Annotated in this window: 18 protein-coding genes; all 18 read left to right on the top strand. The window is 60.1% G+C overall.

What is annotated here, in order from left to right:
- Positions 1 to 21: 21 nt before the first annotated feature.
- The 18 genes from fliE to flhB all read left to right on the top strand — a co-directional run bounded on the left by fliE (position 22) and on the right by flhB (position 15,361).
- The gene (gene fliE / locus AB7M23_RS13370; RefSeq protein WP_065759985.1) at positions 22 to 351 is read left to right on the top strand and encodes a flagellar hook-basal body complex protein FliE; all 330 of its coding nucleotides are present in this window, start codon (positions 22 to 24) and stop codon (positions 349 to 351) included.
- A 15-nt stretch (positions 352 to 366) separates the two neighbouring features.
- The gene (gene fliF / locus AB7M23_RS13375; protein ID WP_330523228.1) at positions 367 to 2,145 is read left to right on the top strand and encodes a flagellar basal-body MS-ring/collar protein FliF; all 1,779 of its coding nucleotides are present in this window, start codon (positions 367 to 369) and stop codon (positions 2,143 to 2,145) included.
- Positions 2,138 to 3,157, top strand: a complete 1,020-nt coding sequence (fliG, locus tag AB7M23_RS13380; RefSeq protein WP_065759987.1) for a flagellar motor switch protein FliG — start codon at positions 2,138 to 2,140, stop codon at positions 3,155 to 3,157. Before fliF ends, fliG begins: the two co-directional genes overlap by 8 nt.
- Positions 3,158 to 3,292: 135 nt before the next feature.
- Positions 3,293 to 4,054, top strand: coding sequence for a flagellar assembly protein FliH (gene fliH, locus AB7M23_RS13385; protein WP_065759988.1), 762 nt, complete (start codon positions 3,293 to 3,295; stop codon positions 4,052 to 4,054).
- Entirely contained in the window at positions 4,044 to 5,402 is a 1,359-nt protein-coding gene (fliI, locus tag AB7M23_RS13390) for a flagellar protein export ATPase FliI (RefSeq protein ID WP_099773922.1), read from the top strand. Before fliH ends, fliI begins: the two co-directional genes overlap by 11 nt.
- Before the next feature lie 6 nt (positions 5,403 to 5,408).
- The gene (gene fliJ, locus AB7M23_RS13395; RefSeq protein WP_454241033.1) at positions 5,409 to 5,861 is read left to right on the top strand and encodes a flagellar export protein FliJ; all 453 of its coding nucleotides are present in this window, start codon (positions 5,409 to 5,411) and stop codon (positions 5,859 to 5,861) included.
- A gap of 88 nt (positions 5,862 to 5,949) precedes the next feature.
- Positions 5,950 to 6,252, top strand: coding sequence for an STAS domain-containing protein (locus AB7M23_RS13400; protein WP_454241034.1), 303 nt, complete (start codon positions 5,950 to 5,952; stop codon positions 6,250 to 6,252).
- Between the two features lie 8 nt (positions 6,253 to 6,260).
- On the top strand, positions 6,261 to 7,964 hold the full coding sequence (locus AB7M23_RS13405; protein ID WP_454241035.1) for an ATP-binding SpoIIE family protein phosphatase: 1,704 nt from the start codon (positions 6,261 to 6,263) through the stop codon (positions 7,962 to 7,964).
- 25 nt (positions 7,965 to 7,989) lie between these two features.
- Entirely contained in the window at positions 7,990 to 8,337 is a 348-nt protein-coding gene (locus tag AB7M23_RS13410; protein WP_099773926.1) for an Hpt domain-containing protein, read from the top strand.
- Positions 8,338 to 8,434: 97 nt separating this feature from the next.
- Positions 8,435 to 9,802, top strand: a complete 1,368-nt coding sequence (locus tag AB7M23_RS13415; protein ID WP_454241036.1) for a flagellar hook-length control protein FliK — start codon at positions 8,435 to 8,437, stop codon at positions 9,800 to 9,802.
- A gap of 164 nt (positions 9,803 to 9,966) precedes the next feature.
- Positions 9,967 to 10,464, top strand: a complete 498-nt coding sequence (gene fliL / locus AB7M23_RS13420; protein ID WP_454241037.1) for a flagellar basal body-associated protein FliL — start codon at positions 9,967 to 9,969, stop codon at positions 10,462 to 10,464.
- Positions 10,465 to 10,473: 9 nt separating this feature from the next.
- Positions 10,474 to 11,442, top strand: a complete 969-nt coding sequence (gene fliM / locus AB7M23_RS13425; protein WP_065759996.1) for a flagellar motor switch protein FliM — start codon at positions 10,474 to 10,476, stop codon at positions 11,440 to 11,442.
- Positions 11,443 to 11,490: 48 nt separating this feature from the next.
- Complete coding sequence (gene fliN, locus AB7M23_RS13430) at positions 11,491 to 11,955, top strand: flagellar motor switch protein FliN (RefSeq protein WP_065759997.1); 465 nt, start codon at positions 11,491 to 11,493, stop codon at positions 11,953 to 11,955.
- Positions 11,956 to 12,405 carry a flagellar biosynthetic protein FliO gene (gene fliO / locus AB7M23_RS13435; protein ID WP_330523232.1) on the top strand — a complete coding sequence of 150 codons (450 nt, stop codon included), beginning with the start codon at positions 11,956 to 11,958 and terminating at the stop codon, positions 12,403 to 12,405.
- Positions 12,405 to 13,157, top strand: a complete 753-nt coding sequence (fliP, locus tag AB7M23_RS13440; protein ID WP_065759999.1) for a flagellar type III secretion system pore protein FliP — start codon at positions 12,405 to 12,407, stop codon at positions 13,155 to 13,157. The genes fliO and fliP overlap by 1 nt, the downstream gene beginning before the upstream one ends.
- A gap of 11 nt (positions 13,158 to 13,168) precedes the next feature.
- The gene (gene fliQ, locus AB7M23_RS13445; RefSeq protein ID WP_065760000.1) at positions 13,169 to 13,438 is read left to right on the top strand and encodes a flagellar biosynthesis protein FliQ; all 270 of its coding nucleotides are present in this window, start codon (positions 13,169 to 13,171) and stop codon (positions 13,436 to 13,438) included.
- Positions 13,439 to 13,445: 7 nt separating this feature from the next.
- Positions 13,446 to 14,222, top strand: coding sequence for a flagellar biosynthetic protein FliR (fliR, locus tag AB7M23_RS13450; RefSeq protein WP_065760001.1), 777 nt, complete (start codon positions 13,446 to 13,448; stop codon positions 14,220 to 14,222).
- 2 nt (positions 14,223 to 14,224) lie between these two features.
- Positions 14,225 to 15,361, top strand: a complete 1,137-nt coding sequence (gene flhB, locus AB7M23_RS13455) for a flagellar biosynthesis protein FlhB (RefSeq protein WP_454241038.1) — start codon at positions 14,225 to 14,227, stop codon at positions 15,359 to 15,361.
- Positions 15,362 to 15,422: the final 61 nt, after the last annotated feature.

The raw sequence follows: 15,422 nt of genomic DNA on the forward strand, positions 1-15,422 counted from the left end.
GGCCGTCGGAGAGAGAAGTCCATGAGCCAAGGTGTTGAATTTAATCGATTGATGTTGGACATGCGCGCCATGCAAATGGACGCGATGTCCATGCCCAAGGCTGCGGCGCCAGCGTCTGAGCTTGGCTCCAGCAATTTTGCCGACATGCTCGGCCAGGCGATCAACAAGGTCAGCGACACCCAGAATGCGTCTACGCAACTGGCCAACGCGTTTGAAGTCGGCAAGAGCGGCGTCGACCTCACCGACGTCATGATCGCTTCGCAGAAAGCCAGTGTTTCCTTTCAAGCCTTGACTCAGGTACGCAACAAGCTGGTGCAGGCCTATCAAGACATCATGCAGATGCCGGTTTAAGGGCGAGATTGAGTCATGGCCGAAGCAGTCGTCGATAACGTGCCAGCCAACAGCAGGCCACCAGCACCCAAGCCGCCCCTGTTCGGCTTGTCGTTTCTGGAAAATATTTCGCAGATGCCGGTATTGCGTCAGGTCGGCTTGCTGGTCGGCCTTGCCGCGAGCGTTGCGATTGGCTTTGCCGTGGTGCTCTGGTCGCAACAGCCTGACTACCGTCCGCTGTATGGCAGCCTCACCGGCATGGACACCAAGCAGGTCATGGAAACACTGGCCGCTGCTGACATTCCGTACAACGTCGAGCCCAATTCGGGCGCATTGCTGGTCAAGGCCGAAGACATTTCCCGTGCCCGGATGAAACTGGCTGCTGCGGGTGTAGCACCGAGCGATGGCAATGTCGGTTTCGAAATTCTCGACAAGGAACAGGGGCTGGGGACCAGCCAGTTCATGGAAGCGACCCGCTACCGTCGCGGCCTGGAAGGTGAGTTGGCACGGACCATTTCCAGCCTGAGCAACGTCAAGGGTGCGCGGGTCCATCTGGCCATCCCGAAAAGCTCGGTGTTCGTGCGCGATGAGCGCAAGCCCAGTGCCTCGATTCTGGTTGATTTGTACCCAGGGCGTGGCCTGGAGCCTGGCCAGGTGATGGCCATTATCAACCTGGTAGCGACCAGCGTACCGGAGCTGGAAAAGTCTCAGGTCACCGTGGTTGACCAGAAGGGCAACCTGCTCTCCGATCAGGTGCAGAACTCTGAACTGACCATGGCCGGCAAGCAGTTCGATTACAGCCGCCGCATGGAAAGCATGCTGACCCAGCGCGTACACAACATCCTGAACCCGGTGCTGGGCAATGACCGCTACAAGGCTGAAGTGTCCACCGACGTCGACTTCAGTGCTGTCGAGTCGACCTCCGAGCAGTTCAATCCGGACCAGCCCGCCCTGCGCAGCGAGCAGTCGGTCAACGAACAGCGCTCCAGCAGCATGGGCCCGCAAGGCGTGCCAGGGGCCCTGAGCAACCAGCCGCCCGGCCCGGCCTCTGCGCCACAGCAGACCGGCCAGGCACAGGCCGCCGCTGGCATGATTCAACCAGGGCAGCCGCTGCTTGATGCCAACGGCCAGCAGGTCATGGACCCTGCAACCGGTCAGCCGATGCTCGCACCGTACCCGGCAGACAAGCGTCAGCAGTCGACCAAGAACTTTGAGCTGGACCGCTCCATCAGCCATACCCGTCAGCAGCAGGGGCGTCTGACGCGCCTGTCGGTAGCCGTGGTGGTCGATGATCAGGTCAAGCTCGATCCTGCCACCGGCGAAGCCACGCGTACGCCTTGGGGTGCCGAAGATTTGGCGCGCTTTACCCGACTGGTCCAGGATGCGGTGGGCTTTGATGCCAGCCGTGGTGACAGCGTCAGCGTGATCAACGTGCCGTTCGCTGCCGACCGTGGTGAAGAAGTCGTCGATATTCCGTTTTACTCACAGCCCTGGTTCTGGGACATCGTCAAGCAGGTGCTCGGCGTGCTCTTTATCCTGGTGCTGGTATTTGGTGTGTTGCGCCCTGTGCTCAACAACATCACCGGTAATGGCAAGCAAGCCGCTGGCGATAGCGACATGGAACTGGGCGGTATGATCGGTCTGGATGGCGAACTGGCCAATGACCGGGTAACCCTTGGCGGTCCGCAAAGCATTCTCTTGCCGAGCCCGAGCGAGGGCTATGATGCTCAGCTCAATGCAATCAAGAGCCTGGTGGCCGAAGACCCGGGTCGCGTGGCCCAGGTCGTGAAAGAGTGGATCAACGCCGATGAGTGATAACAGAGCGGTTACCGCCAAACTGACCCGTGTCGACAAGGCCGCTATTCTGCTGTTGTCATTGGGTGAGACGGACGCAGCACAAGTGTTGCGACACATGGGCCCGAAAGAAGTCCAGCGGGTCGGTGTTGCCATGGCGCAAATGGGCAACGTGCATCGCGAGCAAGTCGAGCAGGTGATGAGCGAGTTCGTCGAGATCGTCGGCGACCAGACCAGCCTCGGCGTCGGCTCCGACGGCTACATCCGCAAGATGCTCACCCAGGCGTTGGGCGAAGACAAGGCCAACGGCCTGATCGACCGCATTCTGCTGGGCGGCAACACCAGTGGCCTGGACAGCCTGAAGTGGATGGAGCCGCGTGCTGTTGCCGATGTGATCCGTTACGAGCACCCGCAGATTCAAGCCATTGTCGTGGCCTACCTTGATCCGGATCAGGCTGGCGAGGTGCTGAGCAACTTCGACCACAAGGTGCGCCTGGACATCATCTTGCGGGTATCGTCACTGAATACGGTTCAGCCGGCGGCGCTCAAGGAACTGAACCAGATCCTCGAGAAGCAGTTCTCGGGCAACTCCAATGCTGCCCGGACAACGCTGGGTGGTATCAAGCGTGCTGCGGACATCATGAACTTCCTCGACAGCTCCGTCGAAGGCCAGCTCATGGACGCGATCCGCGATGTGGATGGCGACCTGTCCGAGCAGATCGAAGACCTCATGTTCGTCTTCAACAACCTTGCCGACGTCGACGACCGTGGTATCCAGGCGCTGCTGCGCGAAGTGTCCTCCGACGTGCTGGTGGTTTCGCTCAAAGGTGCTGATGAGCGGGTCAAGGACAAGGTCTTCAAGAACATGTCCAAGCGTGCCTCGGAGCTGCTGCGTGACGACCTTGAGGCCAAGGGGCCGGTTCGCGTCAGCGATGTCGAAGCGGCACAGAAGGAAATCCTCACCATTGCCCGACGCATGGCCGAAGCCGGAGAGATCGTGCTTGGCGGCAAAGGCGCCGAGGAAATGATCTAACGACCCGCACGCCGGTGTCGGCCTTTTTCGGGCCGGCGCCAGCGATGGGATCAATGCGATGCCGGTAGGTGCGCGGTATCTGCATCGCTGGCACGCCAGTGCCGATACGGTGCTTTATTTTGAGCGCGTGGAATCATGTCGACCAACGAGCATTTAACTGAACTGATTCGCGCTGGCGACCTGGAAGCATTCGATCGCTGGGCTTTACCTTCGTTCGACCCGGAGCCAGAACCCGAGCCCGAGCCGGAACCCGAGATCGTCGAAGACGAGATCGAGGAAGTGCCGCTGGAGGAGGTCCAGCCGCTGACCCTGGAGGAGTTGGAGAGCATCCGTCAGGAGGCTTACAACGAGGGGTTCGCTACCGGTGAGCGTGAGGGCTTTCACAGTACCCAGCTCAAGGTTCGGCAAGAAGCCGAAGTGGCCCTGGCCGCCAAGCTGGCCAGCCTTGAACAACTGATGAGCAACTTGCTTGAGCCGATTGCCGAGCAGGACGTCCAGATCGAAAAGTCCCTGGTGCACCTGGTTGCGCACATCACTCGGCAGGTCGTTGGCCGCGAGCTGCGCACCGACTCCAGTCAAATTACCCATGTATTGCGCGAAGCCCTGAAGCTGCTGCCGATGGGTGCGGAGAACATTCGTATTCACGTCAATCCGCAGGATTTCGAATTGGCCAAGGCGCTGCGCGAGCGCCATGAAGAAAATTGGCGCCTGCTTGAAGATGAAGCGCTGCTGCCGGGTGGTTGCCGCATCGAGACCGCCCAGAGCCGCATTGACGCGACCATGGAAACCCGTATCGAGAAGGCCTTGGCGCAACTGTTCGATCAGTTGCACGATCAGAGCCTGCACCCGGCAGCGCCAGACCTGACCATCGAGTTGGATACCCCCGATGCGCCTTGACCGTACCAGCTTCGGCAAGCGTCTTGGCACCTATGCCGAGGCTATTGCCTTGCCGTCACAGCCGGTTGTCGAAGGGCGCTTGTTGCGCATGGTTGGCCTTACGCTGGAGGCCGAGGGCCTGCGTGCTGCCGTCGGCAGCCGGTGTGTGGTCATCAATGACGACAGCTATCACCCGGTGCAGGTTGAGGCCGAGGTCATGGGCTTTTCCGGCGGCAAGGTGTTTCTGATGCCGGTCGGCAGCGTGGCGGGTATTGCGCCAGGCGCGCGGGTGGTGCCGCTGGCTGAAAGCAGTCGCCTGCCGATGGGCATGAGCATGCTCGGGCGGGTGCTTGATGGGGCCGGTCGTGCGTTGGACGGCAAGGGCGGCATGCGGGCTGAGGATTGGGTGCCGATGGATGGCCCGACGATCAACCCGCTCAACCGCGACCCGATCAGCCAGCCTCTGGATGTCGGCATCCGTAGTATCAATGGCCTGCTCACGGTGGGGCGTGGCCAGCGTCTCGGGCTGTTCGCCGGTACCGGCGTGGGCAAGAGTGTGCTGCTGGGCATGATGACCCGCTTTACCGAAGCCGACATCATCGTTGTGGGGCTGATTGGTGAGCGGGGGCGTGAGGTCAAGGAGTTCATCGAGCACATCCTGGGTACTGAAGGGCTGAAGCGCTCTGTCGTCGTGGCCTCGCCTGCCGATGATGCACCGCTGATGCGCTTGCGGGCTGCCATGTACTGTACGCGTATCGCCGAGTATTTCCGCGACAAGGGCAAGAATGTCCTGTTGCTGATGGATTCGCTGACGCGTTTTGCCCAGGCGCAGCGGGAAATCGCCCTGGCCATTGGCGAGCCTCCGGCGACCAAGGGTTATCCGCCTTCGGTTTTTGCCAAACTACCTAAATTGGTGGAGCGCGCCGGTAATGGCGAGGCTGGTGGTGGCTCGATTACGGCGTTCTATACCGTGTTGTCCGAAGGTGACGATCAGCAAGACCCGATTGCGGATTCGGCGCGGGGTGTACTCGACGGCCACATCGTACTGTCGCGGCGGCTGGCTGAAGAAGGGCATTACCCGGCCATTGACATCGAGGCCTCCATCAGTCGCGTGATGCCGCAGGTGGTCAGTCCTGAGCACATGGGGCAGGCCCAGCAGTTCAAGCAGCTATGGTCACGCCTTTCGCAAAGCCGCGACCTGATCAGTGTCGGCGCCTACGTTGCCGGGGGCGACCGCGAGACCGACCTGGCGATTTCGCTGCAACCGAAGTTGGTGCACTTCCTGCGCCAGGGGTTGAACGACAACGTCAGCCTCGCTGCGAGCGGCGAACAGTTGGCCAGTGTGTTCGCGCCTGTCGCGCCGGGTTGATAGATCATGGCCCAGCCAAGTCGAGCGGCGCGTCTTGCGCCCGTGGTGGAAATGGCCGAGAACAATGAGCGGCAAGCGGCTCAGCGACTCGGTCAGTTTCAGCAGCAGGTGAACATGGCACAGGCCAAGCTTGCCGAGCTCGATCGTTTTCGCGAGGAGTATCAGCAGCAGTGGCTGCAGCGCGGCGGGCAGGGGGTCACGGGTAACTGGTTGATGGGTTACCAGCGTTTTCTTAGCCAGCTGGACACGGCCATGGCCCAGCAGCATCAGAGCCTCACCTGGCACAAAAGCAACCTGAACAACGCCCGCGCTACCTGGCAGCAGGCCTATGCCCGGGTCGAAGGGCTGCGCAAGCTGGTGCAGCGCTACATTGACGAAGCGCGGATGGTTGAGGATAAGCGCGAGCAGAAATTGCTCGACGAGTTGTCCCAGCGCCTGCCTCGACATGAACGTTACTGATCTTTGACGGCGGTTCGGGTTGCCGTTGTAGGGGGAGGCTGCTAAACCTTCTTGTGTCTGCAATTGCCATCATCGAAGGAATCGCAAAATGGCTGTGGAATCCGAGCTATCCCAGGACGGGAAATTGACCATTCGCGTGAAGGGTCGGTTTGACTTCGGCAGGCATAGGGAATTTCGAGAGGCATACGAGCACCTAAACGCCGCTCCGCGCACTGTTGTGGTCGACCTCAAGGAGGCGACCTACCTCGACAGTTCTGCGCTGGGCATGCTGTTGCTGTTGCGCGACCATGTGGGTGGGGACGAATCCCGGGTCAGCATGGTCAATACCAGTTCGGATGTGCGCAAGATCCTGGCGATTTCCAACTTTGACAAGCTGTTCGACATCAGTTGAGCGTTAGTATGCCAAGTCAGGATATCTTGACGGTGCTGATCGCCGAAGACAGTGCGACCGATCGGTTGCTGTTGGCCACTATTGTTCGCAAGCAAGGGCATCAGGTGTTGATGGTCGAAGACGGCGAGCAGGCGGTGGCTGTATTTGCTGCGCAGCGACCGCACCTGGTACTGCTCGACGCGTTGATGCCAGTCATGGATGGTTTTGAGGCGGCGCGCAGGATCAAGCTTCTGGCCGGCGAAACCTTGGTGCCTATCATCTTCCTGACCTCGCTGAGTGAAGAGCAGGCGCTGGTGCGTTGCCTGGAGGCGGGTGGGGATGACTTTCTGGCCAAGCCGTATAGCCAGGTGATTCTGGCGGCCAAGATCAAAGCCATGGAGCGCACGCGTCGTTTGCAGGCAACGGTGCTTGAGCAGCGAGACCAGCTTGCCCATCATCACCGTCACTTGCTCAATGAGCAGCGGGTGGCGAAGGCCGTATTCGATAAGGTGGCGCATGCCGGCTGCCTTGGCTCGCCGAACATCCGTTTCCTGCAATCCCCTTATGCGCTGTTCAATGGCGACTTGATGCTGGCTGCCTTTACGCCGTCTGGGGATATGCATGTGCTGCTGGGCGATTTCACGGGCCATGGCTTGCCTGCCGCCGTAGGCGCCATGCCCTTGGCGGAAGTGTTCTACGGCATGACGGCCAAGGGCTACGGCCTGGCGGAAACCTTGCGTGAGATGAATGCCAAGCTCAAGCGCATCTTGCCGGTGGACATGTTCTGCTGTGCCGTGCTGCTCAATATGAGTTTTCAGCGGCGTACGGTGGAGGTCTGGAACGGCGGGATGCCTGATGCCTACTTGCTGCGGGTCGGTGGCGGTGAGCCGTTGCCGCTGGTGTCGCATTTTCTGCCGCTGGGTGTTCTGCCGCCTGAGCAGTTCGATGAGCATACGCAGGTACTGCCCATGACGGTGGGTGATCGCCTGTTTCTGCTCAGTGATGGGGTTGTTGATACCCGTGATGAGAATGAGCAGTTGTTCGGTGTCGAGCGCTTGCGTGAGGTGCTCATTGCCAATCAGGTGCCTGAGCAGTTGTTTGACGATATTCAGATGGCGTTGGCACGTTTTGGTGGGCATCCACGTGATGACGTCAGCATGATGGACCTGTGCATGGTCGAGCATCAGGCGCTGTCGCCGCCGCCGCTCGCGTACACCGACAGCGGGCAGTCCAGCCCGTTGGACTGGTCGCTCAATCTCGAATTTCGTGCCGAAAGCCTCAAGCGCTTCAACCCGCTGCCTTTCCTGTTGCACCTGCTGCAGGAAATTCACGGTTTGCGCGCCCAGAGTAGCGAACTGCACAGTGTGCTCAGCGAGTTGTACTCCAATGCGCTGGAGCACGGCGTGCTGGCGCTTGATTCAAGGCTCAAGCGCGATGCCTGTGGCTTTACCGAGTACTACCGCGAGCGAAACAGACGTCTACAGGCCTTGCAGGAAGGCTGCATCCGCTTGCGTCTGCAGGTAGAGCCGGTCGCCTCGGGTGGGCGGCTGACCATCGAGGTCGAAGACAGCGGTGCGGGCTTCGATGTCGAGCGCGTCCTTGGCTGTTCGCAGGGAGGGCACGGGTTTTATGGCCGGGGCCTGAGCTTGATACGTGGTTTGAGCCAGCAGGCGCAATGGTTTGATGGCGGGCGTCGTGCGTGCGTAGTGTTCGCTTGGGTGTCTGAGGCATAATCAAGCTTGATCAAGGAGTGAGCAAGTGTCTGACAATCATATTGATCGCAAGGTACTGAGCGATTTGCAGGAAGTCATGGAAGATGGCTACTTGTACTTGCTCGAAACTTTTCTCTCGGACTCCGAGACGCGCCTCAGCCAGCTCCATGAGGCCAAGAACGCCGAGGAGTTGGGGATGGCTGCCCATAGCTTCAAAGGCAGTACCAGCAATATGGGGGCAGTGGCGCTGGCCGAGCTATGCCGGCAGCTTGAAGAACGGGTCAAGCAGCGCCCGCTCTACGGCATCGAGGACCTCATCAATCGCATTGATCGTGAGTATGCCGCGGTTCGTCAGCTCTATTGCGCGGAGCGACAACGGGTTCAGATTGGGTGATGTGTGTGGCTGGCGTTGAGTGTTGCTTCGTCCTGGCGTGACTTTTGCAGCGTCTTTTCCATTCCTGTATCAGACACGCTGCCGCGGAGACTCTTTCATGCCTGTCGCCACAAACCCATTGCTGCAATCGGGCTCCGTCGCCAATTCATCGCGCGCATCAGGTGCGTCATCGGACAAGTCGCAGCAGGCGCTTGGCGACAAGGCTTCAGGCTTCTCCCAAGTGCTTTCGCAATCCAAGGACAAGGTCGCGGGCGGGCCTTCCGTCGACAAGCCGTTCGCGCCAGCCAACACCGCCAGCAGTGGCAATTCCAAGGTGGATGGGCAGCAGAAAGTTGCCGGTAGCGGCAAAAGCTTGCCTGCCGATAACGCGAATAAAAAAGAGGTTCAGGGCCAGGATGACGCGCAGGTTGCCGACACGGCGCTGGCGCAAGATGCTGTAGCTACAGAGGATTCAGCCGATCAGGCCGACCCGCAGTTGCTTGATCCGAGCCTGGTTGCCGGCCAGGTCACCGATGCCCAGCCAGGGGCGCAATTGATTCAGGCTCAGGCCGAGGCGGTGGCGCCAGTGGTGCAGGCTGCGCAGCTTCAAGCGCAGGTGCAGGCGCCCGCCAGCGATAGCGCTCCACAAGAGCCGCCTTTCGATCCCGATGTCGATCCGCTTGCTGATTTGCCAACGCTGCGCCTGGCGCTGGAGCAGAGTGCTCAGGCCCAGGGAACCACATCGGTGAATGCCGCGCCAACGGGCAAGTCTGCTCAGCCACAGCCAGAAGCGACGCAGGGGCAGTCTGCCGTCAATACACTGACGGCAATCGTCGACAAGCCGGGTGCTGAGGCGGAGCAGGGTGAGCCGGGCGATAAAGCCTTTGGCGCGCTGATGGATGATGGCCTGAAAGATCTCAAGGGGGCTGCCAGCGACACGCGTGTCGATAACTTTGCCGAGCGCTTGAGCGCCTTGACCCAGGCGGCAACCGCCAAGACCGCCAATGCCGTGCCGGTTCCGGCCGCGCCCCTTAATCAGCCGCTGGCGATGAACCAGAGTGGCTGGACTGAAGGGTTGGTCAACCGCGTCATGTACCTGTCCAGCCAGAACCTGAAGTCGGCCGATATTCAGCTTCAGCCTGCTGAACTGGGGCGCCTCGATATTCGCGTCAACCTGGCGGCGGACCAGCCAGCCCAGATCACCTTCGTCAGTGGTCATGTGGTGGTTCGTGATGCGCTGGAAGGGCAGGTTCATCGTCTGCGTGAGTTGTTTGCCCAGCAAGGCCTGGCGCAACCGGATGTCAACGTTTCCGATCAGTCGCGCGGCCAGCAGCAGGGTGCTCAAGAAGGCCCGCGCCTGAGCGGCGTTGCCGGGCGGCGCGGTGAGGCGGGGGATGGCGCAGAGCAGGCGGAGGCTGATGCTGGCGTCAAGGCTGTCGAGCGCCAGGTAGTGATCGGTTCCAGCGCGGTAGATTATTACGCATGATGTGAGCCGCGGCGCCTCGCGTAAAGCCCCTCCAGGCGCCGGCCCTCCAGGGGCGATCTAGCCGGCGCGCCATGGATTCCATCGCCTGTTCCGGGAAACTGGCATAACACTTGCTGAACCCTCGCCATCTGAGTGAAATCTCGTGTGAGTGACGGATTATTGGCATGGCGAAGAACGACGCAGTGAAAGACCCCGCCTCGAAAGGCAAACTCAAACTGATCCTGTTGTTGGTGCTGGCATTGCTCCTGGCGATTGGTCTGTCCGTGGGGGCAACCTGGTTCTTCCTGCACAAGGCCGACAGCAAGCCTGAGGCAAGCCCTGCGCAGGTGACCAACGTCAAGCCGGCAGCAATCTACGAACCCCTGTCTCCTGCATTCGTAGTCAACTTCAACCAGAACGGTCGTCAGCGTTTCATGCAGGTGAGCATCACCATGCAGGGCCGTGACCAGGCTGCGCTGGATGCACTGAAAGTGCACATGCCGGTGATCCGCAACAACCTGGTCATGCTGTTCTCGGGCCAGGGCTTCGATACCCTGGCAACCCCGGTCGGTCAGGAAATGTTGCGCCAGAAGGCCACTGCCAGTGTTCAGGAAGTGGCGCAGAAGGAAGTTGGCAAACTGGTTGTTGACCAGTTGCTGTTCACCAATTTCGTATTGCAGTAGGAGCCCAAGATGGCCGTGCAGGACCTGCTGTCCCAGGATGAAATCGATGCCCTGTTACACGGTGTCGACGATGGTCTGGTGCAAACCGAAAGCGCCGCTGAGCCCGGTAGCGTCAAAAGTTATGACCTGACCAGCCAGGATCGGATCGTCCGCGGACGCATGCCGACCCTGGAAATGATCAACGAGCGTTTCGCCCGTTATACCCGTATCAGCATGTTCAACCTGTTGCGTCGCTCTGCTGACGTGGCGGTAGGCGGGGTTCAGGTAATGAAGTTCGGTGAGTACGTGCATTCGTTGTACGTGCCGACCAGCTTGAACCTGGTGAAGATCAAGCCGTTGCGCGGCACGTCACTGTTCATTCTTGATGCCAAGCTGGTATTCAAGCTGGTGGACAATTTCTTTGGTGGTGACGGCCGTCACGCCAAGATCGAAGGCCGTGAATTCACCCCGACCGAGCTGCGCGTGGTGCGCATGGTGCTGGATCAGGCCTTCGTCGACCTCAAGGAAGCCTGGCAGGCGATCATGCCGGTCAACTTCGAGTACATCAACTCGGAGGTCAACCCGGCCATGGCCAACATTGTCGGTCCGAGTGAGGCGGTGGTGGTCTCGACCTTCCACATTGAACTCGATGGCGGCGGTGGCGACCTGCATGTGACCATGCCGTACTCGATGATCGAGCCGGTACGCGAGATGCTGGATGCCGGCTTCCAGTCTGACCTGGATGACCAGGATGAGCGTTGGGTCAAGGCCCTGCGTGAAGACGTGCTGGACGTCAGCGTGCCGTTGAGTGCGACGGTAGCCCGGCGTCAGTTGCGCCTGCGCGACATCCTGCACATGCAGCCCGGTGACGTGATCCCTATCGAATTACCCGAAGAGCTGATTCTGCGGGCCAACGGCGTGCCGTCGTTCAAGGCCAAGCTGGGCTCGCACAAGGGCACCCTGGCCCTGCAGATAACCGATCCGATCGAGCGTCGCTAAGCGGCGCTGCTGGTTTACCCCCCGAATTGATTGCCCGTCGAGGACAAAATGGCTGACGAAAACGATATCACCTCCATGGAAGATCAGGCGCTGGCCGATGAGTGGGCCGCTGCCTTGAGTGAAACTGGCGAGGGCGGTCAGGCCGACATCGATGCCCTGATGTCCGGCGGTAGCACCACGCCTGCTTCGGGCCGCCTGCCGATGGAGGAGTTTCCTTCCTCGCCACGCAGCAATGAACAGGTCAGCCTTGAAGGCCCGAACCTGGATGTGATCCTGGATATTCCGGTGAGCATCTCCATGGAAGTCGGCAGTACTGAAATCAACATCCGTAACCTGCTGCAACTCAACCAGGGTTCGGTGATCGAGCTTGATCGCCTGGCCGGAGAGCCGCTGGATGTTCTGGTTAACGGTACGCTGATTGCGCACGGTGAAGTGGTTGTGGTCAACGAGAAGTTCGGTATTCGTCTGACTGACGTGATCAGCCCGAGCGAACGTATCAAGAAGCTGCGCTAAGTGAAAAACACTCTGCTCAAGGGTCTGGCTGCGGCCGGCCTGTTCTGCGTCGACGTGGCTCTCGCGGCGCAGCCGGCGGCGACGGCGTCCGCGCCGGCTGCGCCGGGAAGTGTCGGTGGGCAGTTGGCGCAGTTGGTGCTGGGCTTGCTGTTGGTGGTGGGGTTGATCTTCTTTCTGGCCTGGCTGCTGCGCAGGGTGCAGCAGGCTGCGCCGCGAGGCGATCAGGTCATTGAGATCATCGGTACGCGGGCCTTGGGGCCGCGCGACCGCCTGCTGCTGGTCAAGGTAGGCAATGAGCAGATTTTGCTGGGGCACTCGCCTGGCACGATCGAAGCGTTGCATGTGTTGCGTGAGCCGGTCGAAGTGCCGTCGGGTGCGCGACAGGCTACACCGGAATTCGCTCAGCGCCTGATGGAGTTGCTGGGCAAGGATCAGAAGGACAAGACGTAATGGGCGCATTGCGCATGATGTTGACGCTGCTGCTGATGCTGGCGGCGCCGTTGGCCTTGGCTGCCGATCCGCTGTCGATCCCGGCCATTACCTTGTCCAATGGGGCGAATGGGCAGCAGGAGTACTCCGTCAGCCTGCAGATCCTGTTGATCATGACGGCGCTGAGTTTCATCCCGGCGTTCGTCATCCTGATGACCAGTTTTACCCGGATCATCATCGTCTTCTCGATTTTGCGCCAGGCCCTGGGCTTGCAGCAGACTCCGTCGAACCAGATCCTCACCGGCATGGCACTGTTCCTGACCATGTTCATCATGGCCCCGGTGTTCGACCGGGTGAATCGCGATGCGCTACAGCCTTACCTGAACGAGACGCTTACCGCGCAGGATGCGATTGCCAAGGCCGAAGTGCCGCTGAAGGATTTCATGCTGGCGCAAACCCGGCAGAGCGACCTTGATCTGTTCATGCGGCTGTCCAAGCGTACCGACATCGCAACGCCCGACCAGGCGCCGTTGACGATCCTGGTGCCTGCCTTTGTGACATCGGAACTGAAGACGGCGTTTCAAATCGGCTTCATGATCTTTATTCCGTTTCTGATCATTGACCTGGTGGTCGCCAGCGTACTGATGGCCATGGGTATGATGATGCTCTCGCCGTTGATCATCTCGTTGCCTTTCAAGATCATGCTCTTCGTGCTGGTGGACGGCTGGGCGCTTATCATTGGTACCCTGGCCGGCAGTTTCGGCGGCGTCTAGGAGAATCGCGCATGACCCCGGAAGTCGCTGTCGACCTGTTTCGCGATGCGCTGTGGCTGACCACGATGATGGTGGCGGTGCTGGTAGTGCCGAGCCTGCTGGTCGGCCTGGTGGTCGCGATGTTTCAGGCGGCCACCCAGATCAACGAACAGACCCTGAGCTTCTTGCCGCGGCTGTTGGTGATGCTGGTGACCCTGATCGTGGTAGGGCCGTGGTTGGTTCGCACGTTCATGGAGTACATCCTGTCGCTGTACGGCAGTATTCCGCAGCTGATCGGTTGAGTACGGCATGCTCGAGTTGACCGATGCGCAGATCAGCACGTGGGTGGCGTCGTTCATCCTGCCGCTGTTTCGTGTCGCTGCCGTACTGATGACCATGCCGATATTCGGTACCACCTTGTTGCCAGCGCGCATCCGGCTGTATTTCGCGGTGGCTATTACGGTGGTCATCGTGCCTGGCTTGCCGCCTCTGCCTGAGGTCAATCCCTTGAGCCTCAGTGGGCTGCTGCTGATTGCCGAACAGGTGATCATCGGTGCCCTGTTCGGTATGGCGCTGCAGCTGTTCTTCCAGGCCTTTGTGATTGCCGGGCAGATTGTTGCGATTCAGATGGGGATGGCGTTTGCCTCGATGGTCGATCCGGCCAACGGCGTCAATGTCGCGGTGGTCAGTCAGTTCCTGACGATGCTGGTGACCCTGTTGTTTCTATCGATGAATGGCCATCTGGTGGTTTTCGAGGTGCTCACCGAGAGTTTCACCACATTGCCAATTGGCAGCGGTCTGCTGGTCAATCATTTCTGGGACATGGCCGGGCGCCTGGGCTGGGTATTGGGCGCAGCACTGCTGCTGGTACTGCCGGCGATTACCGCACTGCTGGTGGTCAACATCGCCTTTGGCGTGATGACCCGTGCCGCGCCGCAGTTGAACATTTTTTCCATTGGTTTTCCCTTGACCCTGGTATTGGGGCTCGGGATTTTCTGGGTCGGTCTGGCCGACATTCTGTCCCATTACCAGTCATTGGCCTCCGAGGCCCTGCAATGGCTGCGTGAACTGGCGAGGGCGCGCTGAGCATGGCTGAGAGCGAGAGCGGTCAGGATAAAACAGAAGACCCCACCGACAAGCGCAAGAAGGACGCTCGTGAAAAGGGCGAGATTGCGCGCTCCAAAGAACTCAATACGGTTGCCGTGACCTTGGCGGGCGCGGGCGGGTTGCTGGTCTTCGGCGGTGCGTTGGCGGAAACGCTGATGGAGCTGATGCGGATCAATTTCACCTTGTCCCGCGAGGTGCTCATCGACGAGCGCTCCATGGGGATCTTTCTGTTGGCCTCGGGCAAGATGGCCATACTCGCCACTCAGCCGGTGTTGCTGGTACTGCTGCTGGCGGCGATCATCGGGCCGATTTCCCTGGGTGGGTTTTTGTTTGCCGGCAGTAGCCTGGCACCGAAGTTCAGCCGAATGAACCCGATGTCCGGGATCAAGCGGATGTTCTCCATGCATGCGCTGACCGAGTTGCTCAAGGCGCTGGCCAAGTTCTTTGTGATCTTGCTGGTGGCCTTGGTGGTGCTGTCTTCAGATCGCGACGACCTGATTGCCATCGCGCATGAGCCGCTTGATCAGGCAATCATCCATAGCGTTCAGGTGGTGGGCTGGAGTGCCTTGTGGATGGCGGCGGGTTTGCTGCTGATCGCCGCCGTAGACGCGCCTTTGCAGCTTTGGCAGGCACACAAGAAGCTGTTGATGACCAAGCAGGAAGTGCGTGACGAGTACAAGGACAGTGAAGGTCGCCCCGAGGTCAAACAGCGCATTCGACAGACCCAGCGCGAGATGTCGCAGCGACGGATGATGGCGGCGATTCCCGAAGCCGATGTGGTCATCACCAACCCGACGCACTATGCCGTGGCGCTCAAGTACGACCCTGAAAAGGGCGGTGCGCCATTGCTGCTGGCCAAGGGCACTGACTTCATTGCGCTGAAGATTCGTGAAATCGCGGGTGAGCACAAGATCCAGATTCTTGAGTCGGCGGCGTTGGCGCGCTCGATCTACTACTCCACCGAGCTTGAGGAAGAAATCCCGGCGGGCCTGTACCTGGCGGTGGCCCAGGTGCTGGCCTATGTCTTCCAGGTCCGCCAGTACCGTGCTGGCAAAGGCAAGGCGCCTGACCCCCTCAAGGACGTACCGATTCCGCCGGATTTGCGTCGGGACTCCTGATCCTACCCTGATGTGGTGGCGTCCTGTGGCCAGCCGGCTTGCCTGCGATTACCGCACCGCA

It is taken from the genome of Pseudomonas sp. HLS-6 TE3448 (assembly GCF_053629555.1).